The 16,147-nt window shown below is 54.4% G+C and carries 13 protein-coding genes and 2 pseudogenes; 5 read left to right on the forward strand and 10 right to left on the reverse strand.

The genetic code is table 11. The annotated features are described in order from the left end of the window. Positions 1-6: 6 nt before the first annotated feature. The 4 genes from ACLHV9_RS07350 to cecR are packed head-to-tail and all read right to left on the reverse strand — an operon-like array spanning position 7 to position 4,531. The gene (locus tag ACLHV9_RS07350; protein ID WP_049008681.1) at positions 7-1,140 is read right to left on the reverse strand and encodes an ABC transporter permease; all 1,134 of its coding nucleotides are present in this window, start codon (positions 1,138-1,140) and stop codon (positions 7-9) included. Beyond that, the gene (locus tag ACLHV9_RS07355; protein ID WP_407220345.1) at positions 1,130-2,869 is read right to left on the reverse strand and encodes an ATP-binding cassette domain-containing protein; all 1,740 of its coding nucleotides are present in this window, start codon (positions 2,867-2,869) and stop codon (positions 1,130-1,132) included. The genes ACLHV9_RS07350 and ACLHV9_RS07355 overlap by 11 nt, the downstream gene beginning before the upstream one ends. After that, entirely contained in the window at positions 2,862-3,857 is a 996-nt protein-coding gene (gene hlyD / locus ACLHV9_RS07360) for a secretion protein HlyD (RefSeq protein WP_049008678.1), read from the reverse strand. The genes ACLHV9_RS07355 and hlyD overlap by 8 nt, the downstream gene beginning before the upstream one ends. After that, positions 3,854-4,531, reverse strand: coding sequence for a transcriptional regulator CecR (gene cecR / locus ACLHV9_RS07365; protein WP_049008677.1), 678 nt, complete (start codon positions 4,529-4,531; stop codon positions 3,854-3,856). The genes hlyD and cecR overlap by 4 nt, the downstream gene beginning before the upstream one ends. Positions 4,532-4,767: 236 nt before the next feature. On the opposite strand from cecR, the gene rhlE reads away from it, so the two are divergent. Both rhlE and dinG read left to right on the forward strand, forming a co-directional pair. Further along, positions 4,768-6,144 (forward strand): ATP-dependent RNA helicase RhlE, encoded by a 1,377-nt coding sequence (gene rhlE / locus ACLHV9_RS07370; protein WP_407220347.1) that lies wholly within the window; start codon positions 4,768-4,770, stop codon positions 6,142-6,144. Positions 6,145-6,244: 100 nt separating this feature from the next. After that, the gene (gene dinG / locus ACLHV9_RS07375; RefSeq protein ID WP_407220348.1) at positions 6,245-8,422 is read left to right on the forward strand and encodes an ATP-dependent DNA helicase DinG; all 2,178 of its coding nucleotides are present in this window, start codon (positions 6,245-6,247) and stop codon (positions 8,420-8,422) included. Here the strand turns inward: dinG and ACLHV9_RS07380 are convergent. From ACLHV9_RS07380 to ACLHV9_RS07400, 5 genes and pseudogenes are all read right to left on the reverse strand, one after another. Next, complete coding sequence (locus tag ACLHV9_RS07380) at positions 8,409-8,912, reverse strand: fimbrial protein (protein WP_028019375.1); 504 nt, start codon at positions 8,910-8,912, stop codon at positions 8,409-8,411. The genes dinG and ACLHV9_RS07380 overlap by 14 nt on opposite strands. Then, positions 8,909-9,895 carry a fimbrial protein gene (locus ACLHV9_RS07385; protein WP_028019374.1) on the reverse strand — a complete coding sequence of 329 codons (987 nt, stop codon included), beginning with the start codon at positions 9,893-9,895 and terminating at the stop codon, positions 8,909-8,911. Before ACLHV9_RS07385 ends, ACLHV9_RS07380 begins: the two co-directional genes overlap by 4 nt. Positions 9,896-9,917: 22 nt before the next feature. Further along, entirely contained in the window at positions 9,918-12,461 is a 2,544-nt protein-coding gene (locus tag ACLHV9_RS07390; protein ID WP_407220349.1) for a fimbria/pilus outer membrane usher protein, read from the reverse strand. A 27-nt stretch (positions 12,462-12,488) separates the two neighbouring features. Then, complete coding sequence (locus ACLHV9_RS07395; RefSeq protein WP_407220350.1) at positions 12,489-13,163, reverse strand: molecular chaperone; 675 nt, start codon at positions 13,161-13,163, stop codon at positions 12,489-12,491. 68 nt (positions 13,164-13,231) lie between these two features. After that, positions 13,232-13,453 (reverse strand): annotated as a pseudogene (locus ACLHV9_RS07400) (fimbrial protein); the annotation flags it as partial. Between the two features lie 45 nt (positions 13,454-13,498). Between ACLHV9_RS07400 and ACLHV9_RS07405 the strand changes: the two are divergent. From ACLHV9_RS07405 to ACLHV9_RS07415, 3 genes and pseudogenes are all read left to right on the forward strand, one after another. Beyond that, positions 13,499-14,195, forward strand: a protein-coding gene (locus ACLHV9_RS07405) for an IS1 family transposase (protein WP_407197283.1) whose coding sequence is annotated in 2 segments (ribosomal slippage) — positions 13,499-13,752 and positions 13,751-14,195 — 699 coding nt in all. Because the reading frame shifts where the segments join, the coding sequence is not laid out codon by codon here. A gap of 245 nt (positions 14,196-14,440) precedes the next feature. Further along, the gene (locus ACLHV9_RS07410; RefSeq protein WP_023310882.1) at positions 14,441-15,172 is read left to right on the forward strand and encodes a hypothetical protein; all 732 of its coding nucleotides are present in this window, start codon (positions 14,441-14,443) and stop codon (positions 15,170-15,172) included. A gap of 197 nt (positions 15,173-15,369) precedes the next feature. Next, positions 15,370-15,578, forward strand: a pseudogene (locus ACLHV9_RS07415) (IS4 family transposase); the annotation flags it as partial. 45 nt (positions 15,579-15,623) lie between these two features. Here ACLHV9_RS07415 and dps read toward each other — a convergent pair. Next, positions 15,624-16,127 (reverse strand): DNA starvation/stationary phase protection protein Dps, encoded by a 504-nt coding sequence (dps, locus tag ACLHV9_RS07420; protein WP_010428924.1) that lies wholly within the window; start codon positions 16,125-16,127, stop codon positions 15,624-15,626. Positions 16,128-16,147: the final 20 nt, after the last annotated feature.

The raw sequence follows: 16,147 nt of genomic DNA on the forward strand, positions 1-16,147 counted from the left end.
CGCTCCTTAATCCAGCCGCCGTTTGGTTTTTATCCACGTCAGGCCAATAAACATCGTTGCCGACGCCATCAGGAACAGCGTGTTGATAATCAGCACCACCGGAATATTTCCCGCGAGGAACAGGCTTTGCAGCGTGCTCACGAAGTAGCGCGCCGGAATAATGTAGGTCACGGCGCGGATCACGGCGGGCATGCTGTCGATCTGGAAAATAAACCCGGACAGCATAATCGACGGTAAAAAAGCGGCGTTGAGCGCCACCTGGGCGGCGTTAAACTGGTTGCGGGTGACGGTGGAGATAAGCAGCCCCATGCCGAGCGTGCTGAGCAGAAACAGGCTGGTGATAAAGAACAGCACGACCAGCGAGCCGCGGTACGGCACACCGAGAATAAATACCGACACAAGCATACAGAGCAGCATCGCCAGCATGCCGAGGAAGTAGTAGGGGATAAGTTTGCACAGCAGCAGCTCGACACGCGTCACTTCTGTAGAAAGCAGCGCCTCCATGGTGCCACGCTCCCACTCGCGGGCGATCACCAGCGAGGTCAGGATCGCGCCAATGACCGTCATGATAATCGTCACCGCGCCAGGAATAATAAAGTGCTGACTTATGGCGGCGGGGTTAAACCAGTAGCGGGTCTGCACGTCGATCAGAGGGTCGAACGTTTCACCCCGGTCTTCAGCGCGCTGCATCTGCCACAGCTGCCAGATCCCCTCCGCGTAGCCCTGCACGAAGTTCGCGGTGTTTGGCTCGCTGCCGTCGGTGATCACCTGGATCGGTGCATCGGTATTCGCCCGCGCCATATTGGCGGCAAAATCCACCGGAATGACGATCAGACCGCGAATCTTCCCGGCCTGCATCTTCTGGATCAGTTCCTGACGATTGTCGCTGATGGTGGCGTCAATGTAGGGTGAGCCGGTCATCGCGTGGGTGAAATCCAGCGCCTCTTTGCTCTGCTGTTCCAGCAAAATACCGACTCTGAGCTTGCTGGAGTCGAGGTTAATACCGTAGCCAAAGATAAACAGCAATAGCAGGGGGATCACTACCGCAATCAGCCAGCTGCTGGGGTCACGCACGATCTGGCGTGTCTCTTTGATGCACAGCGCGCGCACCCTGCGCCAGGAAATGGCGTTATTGTGCATGGGCATTCTCCTTATCCCAGTCATGGATGAGGGTGATAAACGCCTGCTCCATCGTCGGGTCCGGGACTTCATCGTCGGCGGCCTGTGCTTTCAGGTCATCTGGCGTACCGTGGGCAATCAGCTTGCCGCGATAGACCAGCCCGATACGGTCGCAGTACTCAGCCTCATCCATAAAATGGGTTGTCACCATCACGGTAACCCCTTTTTCAACCATGCTGTTGATATGTAGCCAGAACTCGCGACGGGTGAGGGGGTCAACGCCGGACGTAGGCTCATCAAGAAACAGAATATCGGGCTCATGCATCAGCGAGCAGGCCAGCGCCAGCCGCTGTTTGAAGCCGAGCGGCAGTTCATCCGTTGCGTGAGAGGCAATGCTGGTTAACCCGAATGCGTCGCTCATGCGGCGGATTTTCTCGTTCTGCGCCCGCCCGCGCAGGCCGTACACGCCGGAGAAAAAGCGCAGATTCTGCTCGACGGTCAGGTTGCCATACAGCGAGAACTTCTGCGCCATATAGCCCAGATGCTGACGCGCTTTGCCGGAACTGATCTTCAGGTCCATGTCCAGTACCAGCGCTTTACCGGCGGTAGGTACCAGCAAACCGCACATCATCTTAAAGGTGGTGGATTTCCCGGCACCATTCGGCCCGAGCAGGCCAAAAATCTCACCGCGCTTCACCGCGAAATTCACGTTATCGGTGGCGGCGAAATCACCAAATTTTTTAGTGAGGGATTTGGCTTCAATCACCGTTTCGCCCGGCGTACCTTCAACCGTATGCAGGATTGCCCCGAGGGGAGATTCTGACGTTCCCGCGCCGCCCAGCAGATCGATAAACGCATCTTCGAAGCGCGGTGCGGTCTCTTCCATCTCGATCTCAGGCATACCTTGCGCACGGCGAATGTCGTCGACGGTTGCCTCTTTCTTGAGGATCACGCGTACCGAACGGCCCTGAATCATCCCGTCACTGACCTGCGGCAATTTCAGCACCCGCTGCAGCAGTTTGCGGTTGGATTCCTGCGGGCTGTGCAACAGAAAACTGCGCCCGGCCATACTTTGTGTCAGTGTCGTCGGCTCGCCCTGATAAAGCAGTTCACCTTCGTTCATCAGCAGCACATCCCGGCACTGTTCCGCTTCGTCAAGGTAGGAGGTGCTCCAGAGGATCAGCATCCCGTCGCCTGCCAGTTCGTGCACCATCTGCCACAATTCACGGCGAGAGATGGGGTCAACGCCGACACCCGGTTCATCCAGAAGCAGAACTTTCGGTTCACCGACCAGCGTACAGGCCAGCCCCAGTTTCTGTTTCATGCCGCCGGAGAGCTTACCCGCCAGCCGGTCAGTAAACGGACCGAGTGAGGTAAACTCCAGCAAACGAGCGAAGGTCTTCTGGCGAATGTCGCCGGTCACGCTGCGCAGGTCGGCATACAGATTCAGATTTTCCATTACCGTCAGATCTTCATACAGACCAAACTTCTGCGGCATATAGCCGAGCATGGCATGGAGCGCGCTGTCATCCTTGATCGGGTCGAGCCCGAGCACGCTGGCGGTTCCGTCATCCGGTTTAAGCAACCCCGCCAGCATTCGCATTAGCGTGGTTTTGCCGGCACCGTCCGGACCGACCAGTCCGGTGACATAGCCCTTCTGAATGGTGCAATTCAGCGGTGCGACGGCCGGTTTGTCCATTCCCGGGAAGCGTTTGACCAGATTGCTGAGCTCAATAACCGCGTCATTCATGTCGTTCCCCGTTGTTTACTTTTACGGTGACAGGCATGCCTTGACGCAGCGCGTCGTCCGCATCAGTCACGATGATACGCAGGCGATAGACCAGGTCGGTACGCAGGTCCGGCGTTTCAACGGTTTTCGGTGTGAATTCGGCGGTTGGGGAAACGAAGCCCACCTTGCCGTGATACGGCTTGTCCGGTCGACCATCGGTATAGAGCAACAGCTCGCGTCCCGGCTGCATCTGGCCGAGATTCGGCTCGTCGATGTACGCGCGCACCCACACCGGACGGGTCAGGGAGAGCGTTAAAACGGTGCTGCCCGCGCTGAGCATGCTGCCTGGCTCCACGGCGCGGGTCATCAGCGTACCGTCAGACGGTGCAACCAGAGTGGTATCGTGAAGATCCAGTTCGGCCTGGGCAAGTTGCGCCTGAGCCTGTTCAAGGCTGGCTTTCGCCTGGGCAATATCCTGCGGGCGATTACCGGTGTGGTACTGGCTTAGTTTGTCCTGAGCGGATTTCAGCGTGGCCTGCGCCTGATCGCGGGAAGAACGGGCATTTTCGAGGTCATTGGCAGAAATGGTGCGGCTTTTCCACAGCCCCTGCTGACGGGCATAGAAGTTCTGCGCGTAGTCGTAAGCCGCCTGCGCCTGTTTGACCGCTGCGGCGGCCTGGGCAATCTCTTCATCGCGATAACCCGCCAGCATCAGGTCATATTGTGCCTGGGCGACAGATACGCCTGCCTTTGCCTGCATCAACGCGTTCTCGTAAGGGGATTTATCCAGCATACCCAGCGTCTGGCCGCGCGTAATTGTGTCGCCTTCATCAACGTTAAGCGATGCCAGACGCCCCCCCACGCGGAAGCTCATATTCACCGTGCGAATATCAACGTTACCGTACAGCGTCAGGCTTCTCTCCTGGTGGCTCTGATACCACAGCCAGCCACCGACTCCTGCAGCAAGCAAAACAACAACCACCAGAATGATGGCGACAGGTTTTTTCATGACTTCAGGCTCCTTTGCGTTAAACCTTGCAGGATCAGATCGAGATGACAGGTGATGACCTGAATAATCTGCGCGGCTTTATCCTCATCAAATTGTGTCCAGCCGGTGCGTAACAGGATAGTCTCCCGCCCCAGACGGAAGGCGAGGATTTCACCCAGCAGGGCGTGGGTATGCAAAATTGTCTCGGTATCGTTGGCATCCCGCCCGGTATAGGCGGCGATCAGCCGGGTCAGGTGAGTATGCATCGGGGCAATCACCTGATCGTGCACGAGCTGGTATGCGGCAGTAGGGGAGAGCTGCTCGCGGGAAATAAATTTACTCAGGTTGAGCGTATCGTCGTGCGTCAGCAGGCGGATCATATTGTGGCAGGCGTTGAGAATTAGCTGCCGAATGGCGGCGCGATCGGGCGAAGGCTGGCTTAACAGCCCGCTGGCTTCTTCAACGTGCGGGCGAAATTGCGTGCCGATGAAATCGGCGATCCACTGGGCACAGGCGAGGTATAAATCCTCTTTTGAGCCAAAATAGTAGGGTATGGCTGCAATGTTCTGCCCGGCCAGTGCCGCAATATCGCGCGTCGTGGCATGCAGACCATACTCGCCAAACTGTGCCAGAGCGGCGGCGATAAGCTGGCTTTTAGCCTGCTCACCTTTGGTTGTTGTCGGGGTTGTATTCATAGCAGCATTAAAAATTAATCAATCGATTGATTAACATTATGCCCGGTTCACCATTTTGTCCAGTTGTCTCCCTGGCGGGAAATATTTCGTTGATGAATGGCTGAGGGATATTTTATGCGCCACGTCACAAAAGCTGCTACACTCCGCTGCTTCACGACATTGTGGTTTTTGTCCTTACCATTGTTATATCTCCCTGAAAACTACACCTGTGATGGTCGGGGCGGTTCGGAGTTTTTATGTCTTTTGATTCCCTTGGCCTGAACCCGGAAATTCTGCGTGCGATTGCAGAGCAGGGCTACGTCGAGCCAACCCCAATCCAGCAGCAGGCTATCCCCGCCGTCTTGCAGGGCCGCGATCTGATGGCCAGCGCCCAGACCGGTACCGGTAAAACCGCCGGTTTTACCCTGCCGCTGTTAGAGCTGCTGGTAAAGAACCAGCCGCATGCTAAAGGCCGTCGTCCGGTTCGTGCGCTGATCCTCACTCCAACCCGTGAGCTCGCAGCCCAGATTGGCGAGAACGTGCGTGACTACAGCCGCTATCTCAACATTCGCTCGCTGGTGGTTTTCGGCGGTGTAAGCATTAACCCGCAGATGATGAAGTTGCGCGGCGGTGTGGACGTGCTGGTGGCAACGCCGGGTCGTCTGCTGGATCTGGAACACCAGAACGCGGTGAAACTGGATAACGTCGAAATTCTGGTGCTGGACGAAGCCGACCGCATGCTCGACATGGGCTTTATTCACGACATTCGCCGCGTGCTGGCTAAACTGCCACCGCGTCGTCAGAATCTGCTCTTCTCCGCGACCTTCTCCGACGAGATCAAGGCGCTGGCAGAAAAGCTGCTGCATAACCCGCTGGAAGTGGAAGTGGCGCGTCGCAACACCGCCTCCGAGCAGGTGACCCAGCACGTTCACTTCGTTGACAAAAAGCGCAAGCGGGAACTGCTCTCCCAGATGATCGGCCAGGGCAACTGGCAGCAGGTGCTGGTCTTCACCCGCACCAAGCACGGTGCGAACCACCTGGCGGAACAGCTGAATAAAGATGGCATCCGCAGTGCCGCCATTCACGGTAACAAGAGCCAGGGCGCACGTACCCGCGCGCTGGCGGACTTCAAATCTGGCGACATCCGCGTGCTGGTGGCGACCGACATTGCTGCCCGTGGTCTCGACATTGAAGAGCTGCCGCACGTGGTGAACTACGAGCTGCCAAACGTGCCGGAAGATTATGTCCACCGTATCGGCCGTACCGGTCGTGCGGCGGCAACGGGTGAAGCGCTTTCTCTGGTTTGCGTGGATGAGCACAAGCTGCTGCGTGATATCGAACGCCTGCTGAAGAAAGAGATCCCGCGCATCGAAACGCCGGGCTATGAAGTTGACCCGTCGATTAAAGCTGAGCCGATTCAGAACGGTCGTCAGGGGGGACGTGGTCAGGGCGGCGGCGGTCGCGGTCAGCAGCCGCGTCGTGCCGACGGTGGTGCACCGAAATCAGCGGGCAAACCGCCGCGTCGTAGCAACGAAGCCAAACCCGCCGGTGAAAACCCATGGCGCAGCGGCGAAGGCAAGCCAGCAGGGGAAGGGCAGCGCCGACGCCGCCCGCGTAAACCTGCTAATCCGTAGTAATCTGGAAGCCCGGTCGTAGAGCCGGGCTTTTCTTTTTGCGACAACAAAGAGAAAGTGCCACAATAGTGGCTGTTTATACAGTATTTCAGGTTTTCCAATGGCTTTAACCGCGGCGCTCAAGGCGCAAATTGGCGCATGGTATAAGGCGCTACAGCAGCAGATACCCGACTTTATCCCCCGAGCACCGCAGCGGCAGATGATTGCTGACGTGGCAAAAACGCTCGCCGGGGACAACGGGCGACATCTGGCGATTGAAGCCCCAACCGGCGTCGGGAAAACCTTGTCGTATCTCATTCCCGGCATCGCGATTGCGCGGGAAGAGGACAAAACGCTGGTAGTCAGCACCGCCAACGTGGCGCTGCAGGATCAGATCTTCAGCAAAGATTTACCGCTGCTGCGCAAAATCATCCCCGATCTGCGTTTTACGGCCGCTTTCGGACGCGGGCGCTACGTCTGCCCGCGTAACCTGGCGGCACTTGCCAGCAGCGAGCCTAATCAGCAAGATTTGCTGGCGTTTCTCGATGACGAACTGACGCCGAACAACAAGGCCGAGCAGGAGCAGTGTGCAAAGCTAAAAGCCGATCTCGATGGCTACAAATGGGATGGTCTGCGCGATCACACCAGCCAGGCAATTAGCGATGACTTATGGCGCAGGCTCAGCACCGATAAAGCGAGTTGTCTGAACCGCAACTGCCACTACTATCGGGAGTGCCCGTTCTTTGTCGCCCGACGTGAAATTCAGGAAGCGGAAGTGGTGGTCGCCAACCATGCGCTGGTGATGGCGGCGCTCGAGAGCGAAGCGGTGCTGCCGGAGCCCAAAAACCTGCTTCTGGTGCTTGATGAAGGTCACCATCTGCCGGACGTGGCGCGGGACGCGCTGGAAATGAGTGCCGAAATTACCGCACCGTGGTTCCGCCTGCAGCTGGATCTCTTTTGCAAGCTGGTGGCGACCTGCATGGAGCAGTTCCGCCCGAAAACCACGCCACCGCTGGCGGTGCCTGAGCGTCTTAGCGAACACTGTGAAGAGGTTTACAGCCTGATTGCATCGCTCAATAACATCCTCAATCTCTGGCTTCCGGCAACGCAGGAGGCTGAACACCGCTTTGCGATGGGCGAACTCCCGGATGAAGTGATGGAGATTTGTCAGCAGCTGGCGAAGCATCTTGAAAAGCTGCGCGGACTGGCGGAGATGTTTTTAAACGATCTCAGTGAGAAAACCGGTTCACACGATGTGGTGCGATTGCACCGCATATTGCTCCAGATGAACCGCGCACTCGGTATGTTTGAAGCGCAAAGCAAGCTGTGGCGGCTGGCGTCGATGGCGCAGGCGTCGGGTGCCCCCGTCACCAAATGGGCCACCCGCGAAGTGCGTGACGGACAAGTGCACCTCTTTTTCCACTGCGTAGGTATTCGCGTGGCCGATCAGCTGGAAAAACTTATCTGGCGAAGCGTGCCGCATGTGGTGGTCACATCGGCCACACTGCGTTCCCTGAACAGTTTTTCGCGTTTGCAGGAGATGAGCGGCCTGAAAGAGAAAGCGGGCGATCGCTTTGTGGCGCTGGACTCACCGTTTAACCACTGTGAGCAGGGCAAGTTGGTGATCCCGCGCATGAAGTATGAGCCGCTTATCGACAACGAAGAGCAGCATATTGCCGAGATGGCAGCCTACTTCCGCGAGCAGGTTGAAAGCAAAAAGTATCCCGGGATGTTAGTGCTGTTTGCCAGTGGGCGCGCGATGCAGCGCTTCCTGGAACATGTTACCGACCTGCGGTTGTTGCTGCTGGTGCAGGGCGATCAGCCGCGCTATCGGTTGGTGGAGACGCACCGTAAACGCATTGATAACGGTGAGCGCAGCGTGCTGGTAGGTTTGCAGTCGTTTGCTGAAGGTCTGGATTTGAAAGGGGACTACCTGACGCAGGTGCATATTCATAAAATCGCCTTCCCGCCGATCGACAGCCCGGTGGTGATCACCGAAGGGGAATGGCTGAAAAGCCTTAACCGCTATCCGTTTGAGGTGCAGAGCTTACCCGCGGCATCGTTTAACCTGATCCAGCAGGTGGGGCGTCTGATCCGTAGCCATGGTTGTTGGGGTGAGGTGGTGATTTACGACAAACGCTTGCTCACCAAAAATTACGGTCAGCGGCTGTTGAATGCTTTGCCCGTTTTCCCCATCGAACAACCGGAAGTGCCTGAGGTAAAAAAACGCCCGGCCAAATTGCCTGTCGGGCGCAAGAAAAGCCTCCGTGCTAAGGGGCGCGGTCCTACTGGTAAGTGAAGGTCACCTGCACGACGCTGTTGAACGTGCCGGCGGTGACGGGCATTGAGGTGGCGTAGTAACGCGCAGCTAAGGGGAAGTCCGCCGTATGATCGCTTTGATTGATCAGTACGCTAAAGCTGGCCTGAGGAGCGATAAGGATGTGATCCTGACGATCGGCAAGTTCGAGAGCCAGGCCGCCAGCCGTGCCGTTATTCGCAAATTTTGTCGGATGTGCGCCATCCGCCTGTCCGTGAAACGTGGCGGTGGCAAGGGTTGTGGTGGCCGGGCATTTCGAGAGCGTCAGATCTACGTTTTTCCATACCCCCGTGTCGCCGATGTCTTTAAAATCACCTGACGTCGCCTGACCGAGATCGACAGTTAAATTCTGGCTGGCGCTGTCAACGGAACAGGTATTGGCAAAAATATTTCCCTGCATGAGCACCTGAATTTCGTCTGCAAAGGCATGAGATGCCAGGCCAAACAGCAAAATCGGAAGATATTTTGTCATTTATACCCCAGCGTGATAGTGGCAATACTGTTGGCGCTGCCTGGTGTGACGTCGGCTGCGGTTTGCTCGTAACGAACCTGAAAAGGAATCGCCAGCGTTTCATTGGCTTGCGCAATTCCGGCAGTATTCCTGTATGTACCAAAGTCAGGGATCTCTCCGTCAAATAGCATTTGAACCCCTATACCCGTTGCGACACCGGTTTCCTGAGTCAGGTTGATGACGCCCGGGAAGTTCGTATCATAGCCATTTGCACTCGTGATCATCGCTTCAGGCTGCACGGTGTCGTTGCAGTTGATGTTAACGTCGAATGTATGAGGCGACGTCAGGGTTCCTGTCCCGGTGAAGTCGCTGACCGGAAAATCACCCAGCGTCACGGTGAGACTTTTGGGGGAAACGGAGCAGGTGACTTCTTTCAGGATCACATTACCGGCGTAAGAGATCGTGTTAGGGCTGCCGATCCCTTCATGCTGGTAGACCCCAATCCCGAATTTGGTTTGATCCTGCGCAAGCGTACCGGACGTGACGGTATTGCTCGTTTTCACCAGTTCAAGGGTGACGTCAAAGCTGAACGTTCGCTGATCGTTATCCGAGACATAGCCCAGCGGCGTGCTGGTGGAATTGCAGTACACCCCGCCTGCGCCGGTGATACGCTGACCTTTGTCGTTCATCAGCGCAACGCCAATCCCCTGGACACCGGACTCGTAGACGCCAGTGAGTCCAGAAATTTCATTCCCGGTTCCGTAGTAGCAGGAAACAATGGGCAAACCGTTGTCATCCGGGCTGGTACAGTTCCCTGAAATGTGCACCGTTTGCTCGGTTCCGGGAATGGTCGCACCGACAGCAAGCGAGGTGGAGACTGAAATTGAGGCGACGTTGATCTGCTTGGGCAAATCTGTTGAGTTACAGGTCGCCTTCGCATGTGGCATGAACAGCGCTGCTGTCGCCAGAATCAAAAAGAAAAAACACTGTTTTACTATCTGCATTGTCATAAGCCTGTACGATGGATCAGTTACACTGCGCGGCAGCGTTAATGACGGAGTTCTTGTTTTTATCTTCCGGTAGCACGTATTGCGCGACGCAATGTTCGCTGGCTTCCTGGCCCCATGAGACCGAGAGTGTGCCGTGTTGAGCCAGGCCAGAGAGATAGGTCTGGCCGTCGCTGCCCACAATGAACTCGCTGTCCTTATCGTCGGTGGTGACGGTTGCGCCAAAGGGAAGCGGTTTACCGTTTTGCGTCAACGTCATCAATACCCGACGTCCCACACGGGTGTTGAAGCTCGCCCGAACGACTGCCCCACGTGTCGGGGTGACAATCTGCGCGGCGTGGGTCACGTCGGCATCCTCTGGTAGCGTTTCGGTGTCCAGCGAAATGGTGTTATGGCGATAGGCGGTGACAAATGGCACAACGGTATAGCCACGGAAATCGGTCTCGACTCCCGTCTGGTTGGTGATATGTGTGCCATGGGTCCCCGGCGCTTTTACCAGAGCGATGGTTTCCCCTAGCGGCTGACTTAACGTGATGCCGTTAGCATGCGCCACGACGCCACCCTGCAGACCCATGTTCACCGTGCGCTGATATTTATCCTGACTAATACCACCGCTCACTTCGCCATAGGTTGCCTTATAGTCGGCATTCGCACTGGTGGAGTTACCGCTGCCGGTTGTGCTCAACCCTTCCTGAATATTCCAGTTGAGATTCTCCTCCTTCAGCGCCGTGCCGTTCAGGCCAATATTCTGCGTGGTACCCTCTTTGGTGTTATTCAGATTGTACGTAGCCCATGTGTTGTGCATCCAATGGTCAAGCGGAACGGAGACACTCAGAGAGAACTGGTTGTCGTTTGTGACTGACTCCCCGTTCTCGTCGCTGTCGTCAGTATTTTTGTTCATGCTGTAGCTCAGGCTGTAGCTCACTCCATGCCAGCTGTTGTTGTAGCTGACGCTCATGGAGGTCATGTCCTGACTCTGGCTCCAGTAGGTCTCTTTCACCATGCTCAGGGTGACGGACCCCCACCCTTTGGGCAGCGTCTGGTCGATGGTGGCTTCAGTCCGCGCGCGACGCTGCTGTGGGGCAGACCAGTCGTCCGAGCGGGTCCAGGACTCCATGGTGTCTTCCAGGGTGTAAAACCCTTTGCTGTTGTAGCGATAGCCCGCGAGAGAGAAGTTGGTACCGGAGCCTGCAAAATCTTTGCTGTAACGCACACGCCAGGACTGGCCTTTGCTGGCCTGTTGCTTTTTAAGCAGGGCTTTTGCACGGGTCACGTCGATGGAAAAGGCGCCTAAATCACCCATGTTTTTCCCCACGCCCAGCGCCTGGGACTGATAATGGTTACTCTGCTGAACCCCACCATAGGCAGTGAAACCATACGGTAAACCATAAATTGCGCTGCCCTGGGCAAACGGCGTTTTCTCTACATCGCTGTCATATGATCGATAACGGCCAGCAGTGACGCTATAGCGCAGGTTATGTTCACGCTGGAGTACCGGTACTGAAGCGTAGGGCACCACGAAATGGCTTTCGCTGCCGTCGGTTTCTTTTACCGTCACCTGAAGATCGCCGCTGCTGCCCGTCGGGTAGAGGTCGTTGATCTCAAACGCACCGGGCGCAACGGTATTTTGATAAATGACGTAACCGTTTTGTCGCACCATCACCAGAGCGTTACTGTGTGCTGTACCGCGAATAATCGGGGCATACCCTTTCTCGCTGTCCGGGAGCATGTCGCTGTCGGAGTTAAGCTGTACGCCGGTATAAGGCACGCTATCAAACACGTCGGCAGGGGAAGAACTTTGTCCGACCGTCAGGCTGCTTTTCATCGCCACAATATCGCGCTGGGCGTAGGTATAAATGGATGAAAACGTCTGCTGTTGTTCTTTACCCGTGGTGCTGCGGTTCCATGTCGAGTAGTTTCTCAACCGCCATGCGCCAATGTTAAGGCCAGGCCGGAGATTGACGTACTGGCTGCTGGTATCCTGTTCACCCTGTTGCAGCGCGTGGCTTTGGCTCGCGGTCGCACTGTAATTGAGCAGACCAGCCGTGATCCCTTCATCGAACTCTTTTGGGTCTATATAGCCCCGTGGAACCTGGCCTAGTGCCAGTTGCGGAACACTGAGCAGCAGCTGTTGATTGCGAACGTGGAACGACGCGGAGGCTGCCGGGATGGTGTTTAAATCAGCGCACTGGCCTTTTGCCATCAGCTCTGGATATTTTTGAGTTTTGATACCCAGGCTTTTTAAGTCGCTCAGACTAAAGCAGGGCTGAAGAGAGTTATTACCTTGCGGATCTTTTTGTAATTTGAACGTGACGTCGCGTGTATCAATTTTATTATTATTAATAAAAATGGCGACCTGATATTTTCCCGGTGCCTGCCCTGGCCCTTTTTCGTAAACGGACAGATCGGTCTTTCCCTGTTGAGGATTATCAATATCCAGTAATGCCGGGTTAAAATAATCATCAGCCATAACCTGCTGTGCAAAGATCGCCAGCGCCAGGCCACATAAAATGACCAGCAGTGATGAAATTCGGCAGGTGAACGGCTTTTTATGGCTGTACATGATTATAGTAATTGTCTGCGCGTAATATTAGTGGACTGATTTCGACCATGTCTGGCTGATACTGCCGTAATCCGTAATAATGGAATAAGCGACAGTGGAACCGCTCACGTTGCCAGGTAAGGCAAAATGTGTTTCTGTTTCAGGTATTGCCCACGTGGCTTTATCCACTTTATGGCCGTTCAGCGTCACCTTCTGGAAATTCATATAGAATGGCGTTGGGTTATTGACGACCAGATCGTTGCCTTCACGATGCCAATCAAGTTTATTTGCGACATCTTCAGGTTTGCCTTTAACTGAAGTAGGGCGATACAACAATTTTATGCGCGTATTAATGGCAATTTGCAGGGTATTCATCCCTTCAACATGTTTTGAGGAGGGAATGGCTTTGATATTTAACCAGTACAGTGATTCACGATCTTCCGGTAAATTTCCACCGGTGCGTACCACGCGCAGCACGTTATCTTCTTGCGCATCAAGACGAAAAAGCGGGGGGGTGATCAAAAAGGGTGCTTTGGCCAGGTTTTTACCGCCAGAGTCGACCCAGGACTGTACCAGATAATCCGTTGTATCTGGGTTTGAAAGGCCAAGAGAGGACTCCTTTTTATCTCCATGGTAGACCAGACGGGTGCCATTAATAATAACACCTGCATGCGCAGTGGCGGCTGCCAGTAAAAGAGTGCTCAGTAAATAACCGTGGCGCATAACTATTTCTCAAAAAAAGAAGAGATATTAACGCCGATAAAAACGTTAATATCTCAGGATGGATAATATCAGTTATAGATAACGGTGAAGGTCGATACAGAGTTAGCCGGACCTGCGGTAATTGCGGCCCCGGTTTGAATATACCGTGCGCCGAATATCAGGTCGTTGACCGTCGTGCCGGAGGCTAACGGATATTGCTGAGACGGCGTATACAGACTCACGGGTTGTTCAGAAGCATCAACCAGTTGAATAGCCACACCTGTTGCAGCATCCACATCCGGGTAATGGTGCCAACTTACTGATTTAGTGTATGATGGTGTTTTTGAGGTGCTCCAGTGGCTTCTGTTTCTATCAGCTGTCCCTCCTGTTCAGCTACTGAAGGCGTGGTGCGTAACGGTAAAAGTACTGCCGGACATCAGCGCTATCTCTGCTCTCACTGCCGTAAAACATGGCAGCTACAGTTCACTTACACCGCTTCTCAACCCGGTACGCATCAGAAAATCATTGATATGGCCATGAATGGCGTCGGATGTCGCGCCAGTGCACGCATTATGGGCGTTGGCCTCAACACGATTTTACGTCACTTAAAAACTCAGACCGCAGTCGGTAACCTCACGCATACAACCGGGCAGTGACGTCATTGTTTGCGCGGAAATGGACGAACAGTGGGGTTATGTCGGCGCTAAATCACGCCAGCGCTGGTTGTTTTACGCGTATGACAGGATACGGAGGACGGTTGTGGCGCACGTATTCGGTGAACGCACGTTGTCCACGCTGGAGCGTCTTCTGGGCCTGCTGTCGGCCTTTGAGGTCGTGGTATGGATGACGGATGGCTGGCCGCTTTATGAATCACGCCTGAAGGGAGAACTGCACGTTATCAGCAAGCGATATACGCAGCGCATTGAGCGGCATAACCTGAATCTGAGGCAACATCTGGCAAGGCTGGGCAGGAAGTCACTGTCGTTCTCAAAATCGGTGGAGCTGCATGACAAAGTCATCGGGCATTATCTGAACATAAAACACTATCAGTAAGTTGGAGTCATTACCCTGCACTTCTTGAAAGGCGATTGTGTACACGGTATTTACCGGATGATCTGCTTCAGACGCGGAGAGGTCAGCGAGCGGATGCGAAGAAAGAATCCTGCCGGCAGAATGAAGACGACCGCCACGTCTCTTCCGGTGCTGGCGCATAAGAGTGAATTACTCCCTAATTAGATCTTATTTTCTGATAATATGACATTGTTTTTTAATGGATATATACAGTCAAAAGGATAACGATGAGCACTTTTCTTTCTTTAATCGCATTTATTCTGTTTGTAGCCTTTATTATTGGCCTGATTAAACCTTCGCTGGTCAAAATGCCCGGTCGTAAGCAAGTCAGTGCCGTTTATCTGGGCGGTTTTCTGGGCCTCTGTGTAATCAGTGCCATCCTGCTACCGGCCGACCGCAGTCCGGCCGTCGTGAAAAAACAGGATCAGCCGCAGAATGCGGATGTCTCCCCGCCGCCTTTCAAATATGCCGATAAAACCCTTACCGAGTATCGTAGGGAGCGTAAGGATACGCGACACAAGATTGTGGCTGCTTATATGGCATATCGTCAGGTGCCCGTCGCGTCAGAAGAGGGGTTTTATGCCTGCGTGAGCCAGAACAGCTACACCACGCAGGGTGACACACCGTTTGGCGTGATAGCGAACTGGTGTTTCACTGAATACCGTTCCAGTCCTGAGATGCTGGCAAAACGCATCAACTTCGATACATTTCAGGATAATTTTAGCGGTTGGAACGGGGCTTATCGTCCGTTAGAGGCCATGATCAAAGCCGACATGCATGATGATTCCTCCTACAAACACCTCTCCACACGGTATCATCTGGTTCTGACCGACGATCCGCATGCCACGATAGATACCACATTCCGTGGCACCAACGCCTTTGGTGGCGTAGTCAAAGAGACTGTCTCTGCGCGGGTAGATCTGCGAACCGGGAATGTTATTTCGATCGTTGAACAGTAAGGGCAGCAAGCTTCCTCGTCTGTTCGTGCGAGTGAAGGGCCAACAGCGAGGCTGCTTTTTTAACATTCATTGAAAATATGATTTGTATCATATGTCTTGCTCTCTTTTTTCGCCGAAAAATTAAGGATTAGCGTTTGGCGGCAGAGCGATTATGCGCTCTGCCGTTTTTTTATCCTCGACCCGACGTTAACACCTTGTTTAAGATCGCGTCCTTGCTTATAGCGACGGACATGCTAGTGCTGGAAATAGAGCGTCACCAGGAACCATCTCGAAAAAGCTGGAACATCTGCGTGGAAATCTGGAAGCGTTGTTCATAATAAAACGCCCCCGACCATGAAGGCCGCGGGCGGTTAAGATATCAAAAACCCTTTATTCAGTGAAACACAGTGCCGCTCCGCTTATGTGAACGGCATCGCGTCATGGCGAGGGTTTAATAGAGCAATTATATGAATTACTCGATGTTAGATTCGATAAACCACAGGAACTGATCCAGGTCGCGGGACGCGGCGGTGAAAATGTCTGCGGTATCTTCGTCTTTGGCTTCGCCAATCGCTTTGCGCACGTCATTGGCCACAATCGCATAGCGGTCCGCCAGCTCTTTAAGGTGATCCTGAACGGTATGGATATCCAGCGGATAACTCTTCAGTGGCGTTTTGCTGTTGATCACCTGCGTGGTGCCCAGCGCCACGCCGCCTAGCTGAACCGCACGTTCCGCCATCGTGTCAAGGTGGGTAACCAGTGCTGTGCGGAAGCCATCCAGCATTTCATGAACGGCAATAAAGTTTGCACCGCGCATATTCCAGTGGGCCTGTTTGGTGATCAGCGAAAGATCGATGAACTGGATCACCTGGCGATTCAACAACTCAATGGTCGCTTTTTTGTCGCTATCCGATACATCGTTACGGGTATAAAGCAGATTAGACGCTTTCGTTTTCACCAGTTTAGCGGTACTCATAATCTCATATCCTCTTGATG

Source organism: Enterobacter sp. CPE_E890 (assembly GCF_046521475.1).
GTDB lineage: Bacteria > Pseudomonadota > Gammaproteobacteria > Enterobacterales > Enterobacteriaceae > Enterobacter > Enterobacter adelaidei.

Bases quoted from the DNA above. Each gene is read 5' to 3' on its own strand.
- cecR (WP_049008677.1), bottom strand. From the start codon at position 4,531: ATGAATACAACCCCGACAACAACCAAAGGTGAGCAGGCTAAAAGCCAG.
- ACLHV9_RS07410 (WP_023310882.1), top strand. From the start codon at position 14,441: ATGAGCACTTTTCTTTCTTTAATCGCATTTATTCTGTTTGTAGCCTTT.
- hlyD (WP_049008678.1), bottom strand. From the start codon at position 3,857: ATGAAAAAACCTGTCGCCATCATTCTGGTGGTTGTTGTTTTGCTTGCT.
- dps (WP_010428924.1), bottom strand. From the start codon at position 16,127: ATGAGTACCGCTAAACTGGTGAAAACGAAAGCGTCTAATCTGCTTTAT.
- ACLHV9_RS07390 (WP_407220349.1), bottom strand. From the start codon at position 12,461: ATGTACAGCCATAAAAAGCCGTTCACCTGCCGAATTTCATCACTGCTG.
- rhlE (WP_407220347.1), top strand. From the start codon at position 4,768: ATGTCTTTTGATTCCCTTGGCCTGAACCCGGAAATTCTGCGTGCGATT.
- ACLHV9_RS07385 (WP_028019374.1), bottom strand. From the start codon at position 9,895: ATGCAGATAGTAAAACAGTGTTTTTTCTTTTTGATTCTGGCGACAGCA.
- ACLHV9_RS07350 (WP_049008681.1), bottom strand. From the start codon at position 1,140: ATGCACAATAACGCCATTTCCTGGCGCAGGGTGCGCGCGCTGTGCATC.
- ACLHV9_RS07355 (WP_407220345.1), bottom strand. From the start codon at position 2,869: ATGAATGACGCGGTTATTGAGCTCAGCAATCTGGTCAAACGCTTCCCG.
- ACLHV9_RS07380 (WP_028019375.1), bottom strand. From the start codon at position 8,912: ATGACAAAATATCTTCCGATTTTGCTGTTTGGCCTGGCATCTCATGCC.
- ACLHV9_RS07395 (WP_407220350.1), bottom strand. From the start codon at position 13,163: ATGCGCCACGGTTATTTACTGAGCACTCTTTTACTGGCAGCCGCCACT.
- dinG (WP_407220348.1), top strand. From the start codon at position 6,245: ATGGCTTTAACCGCGGCGCTCAAGGCGCAAATTGGCGCATGGTATAAG.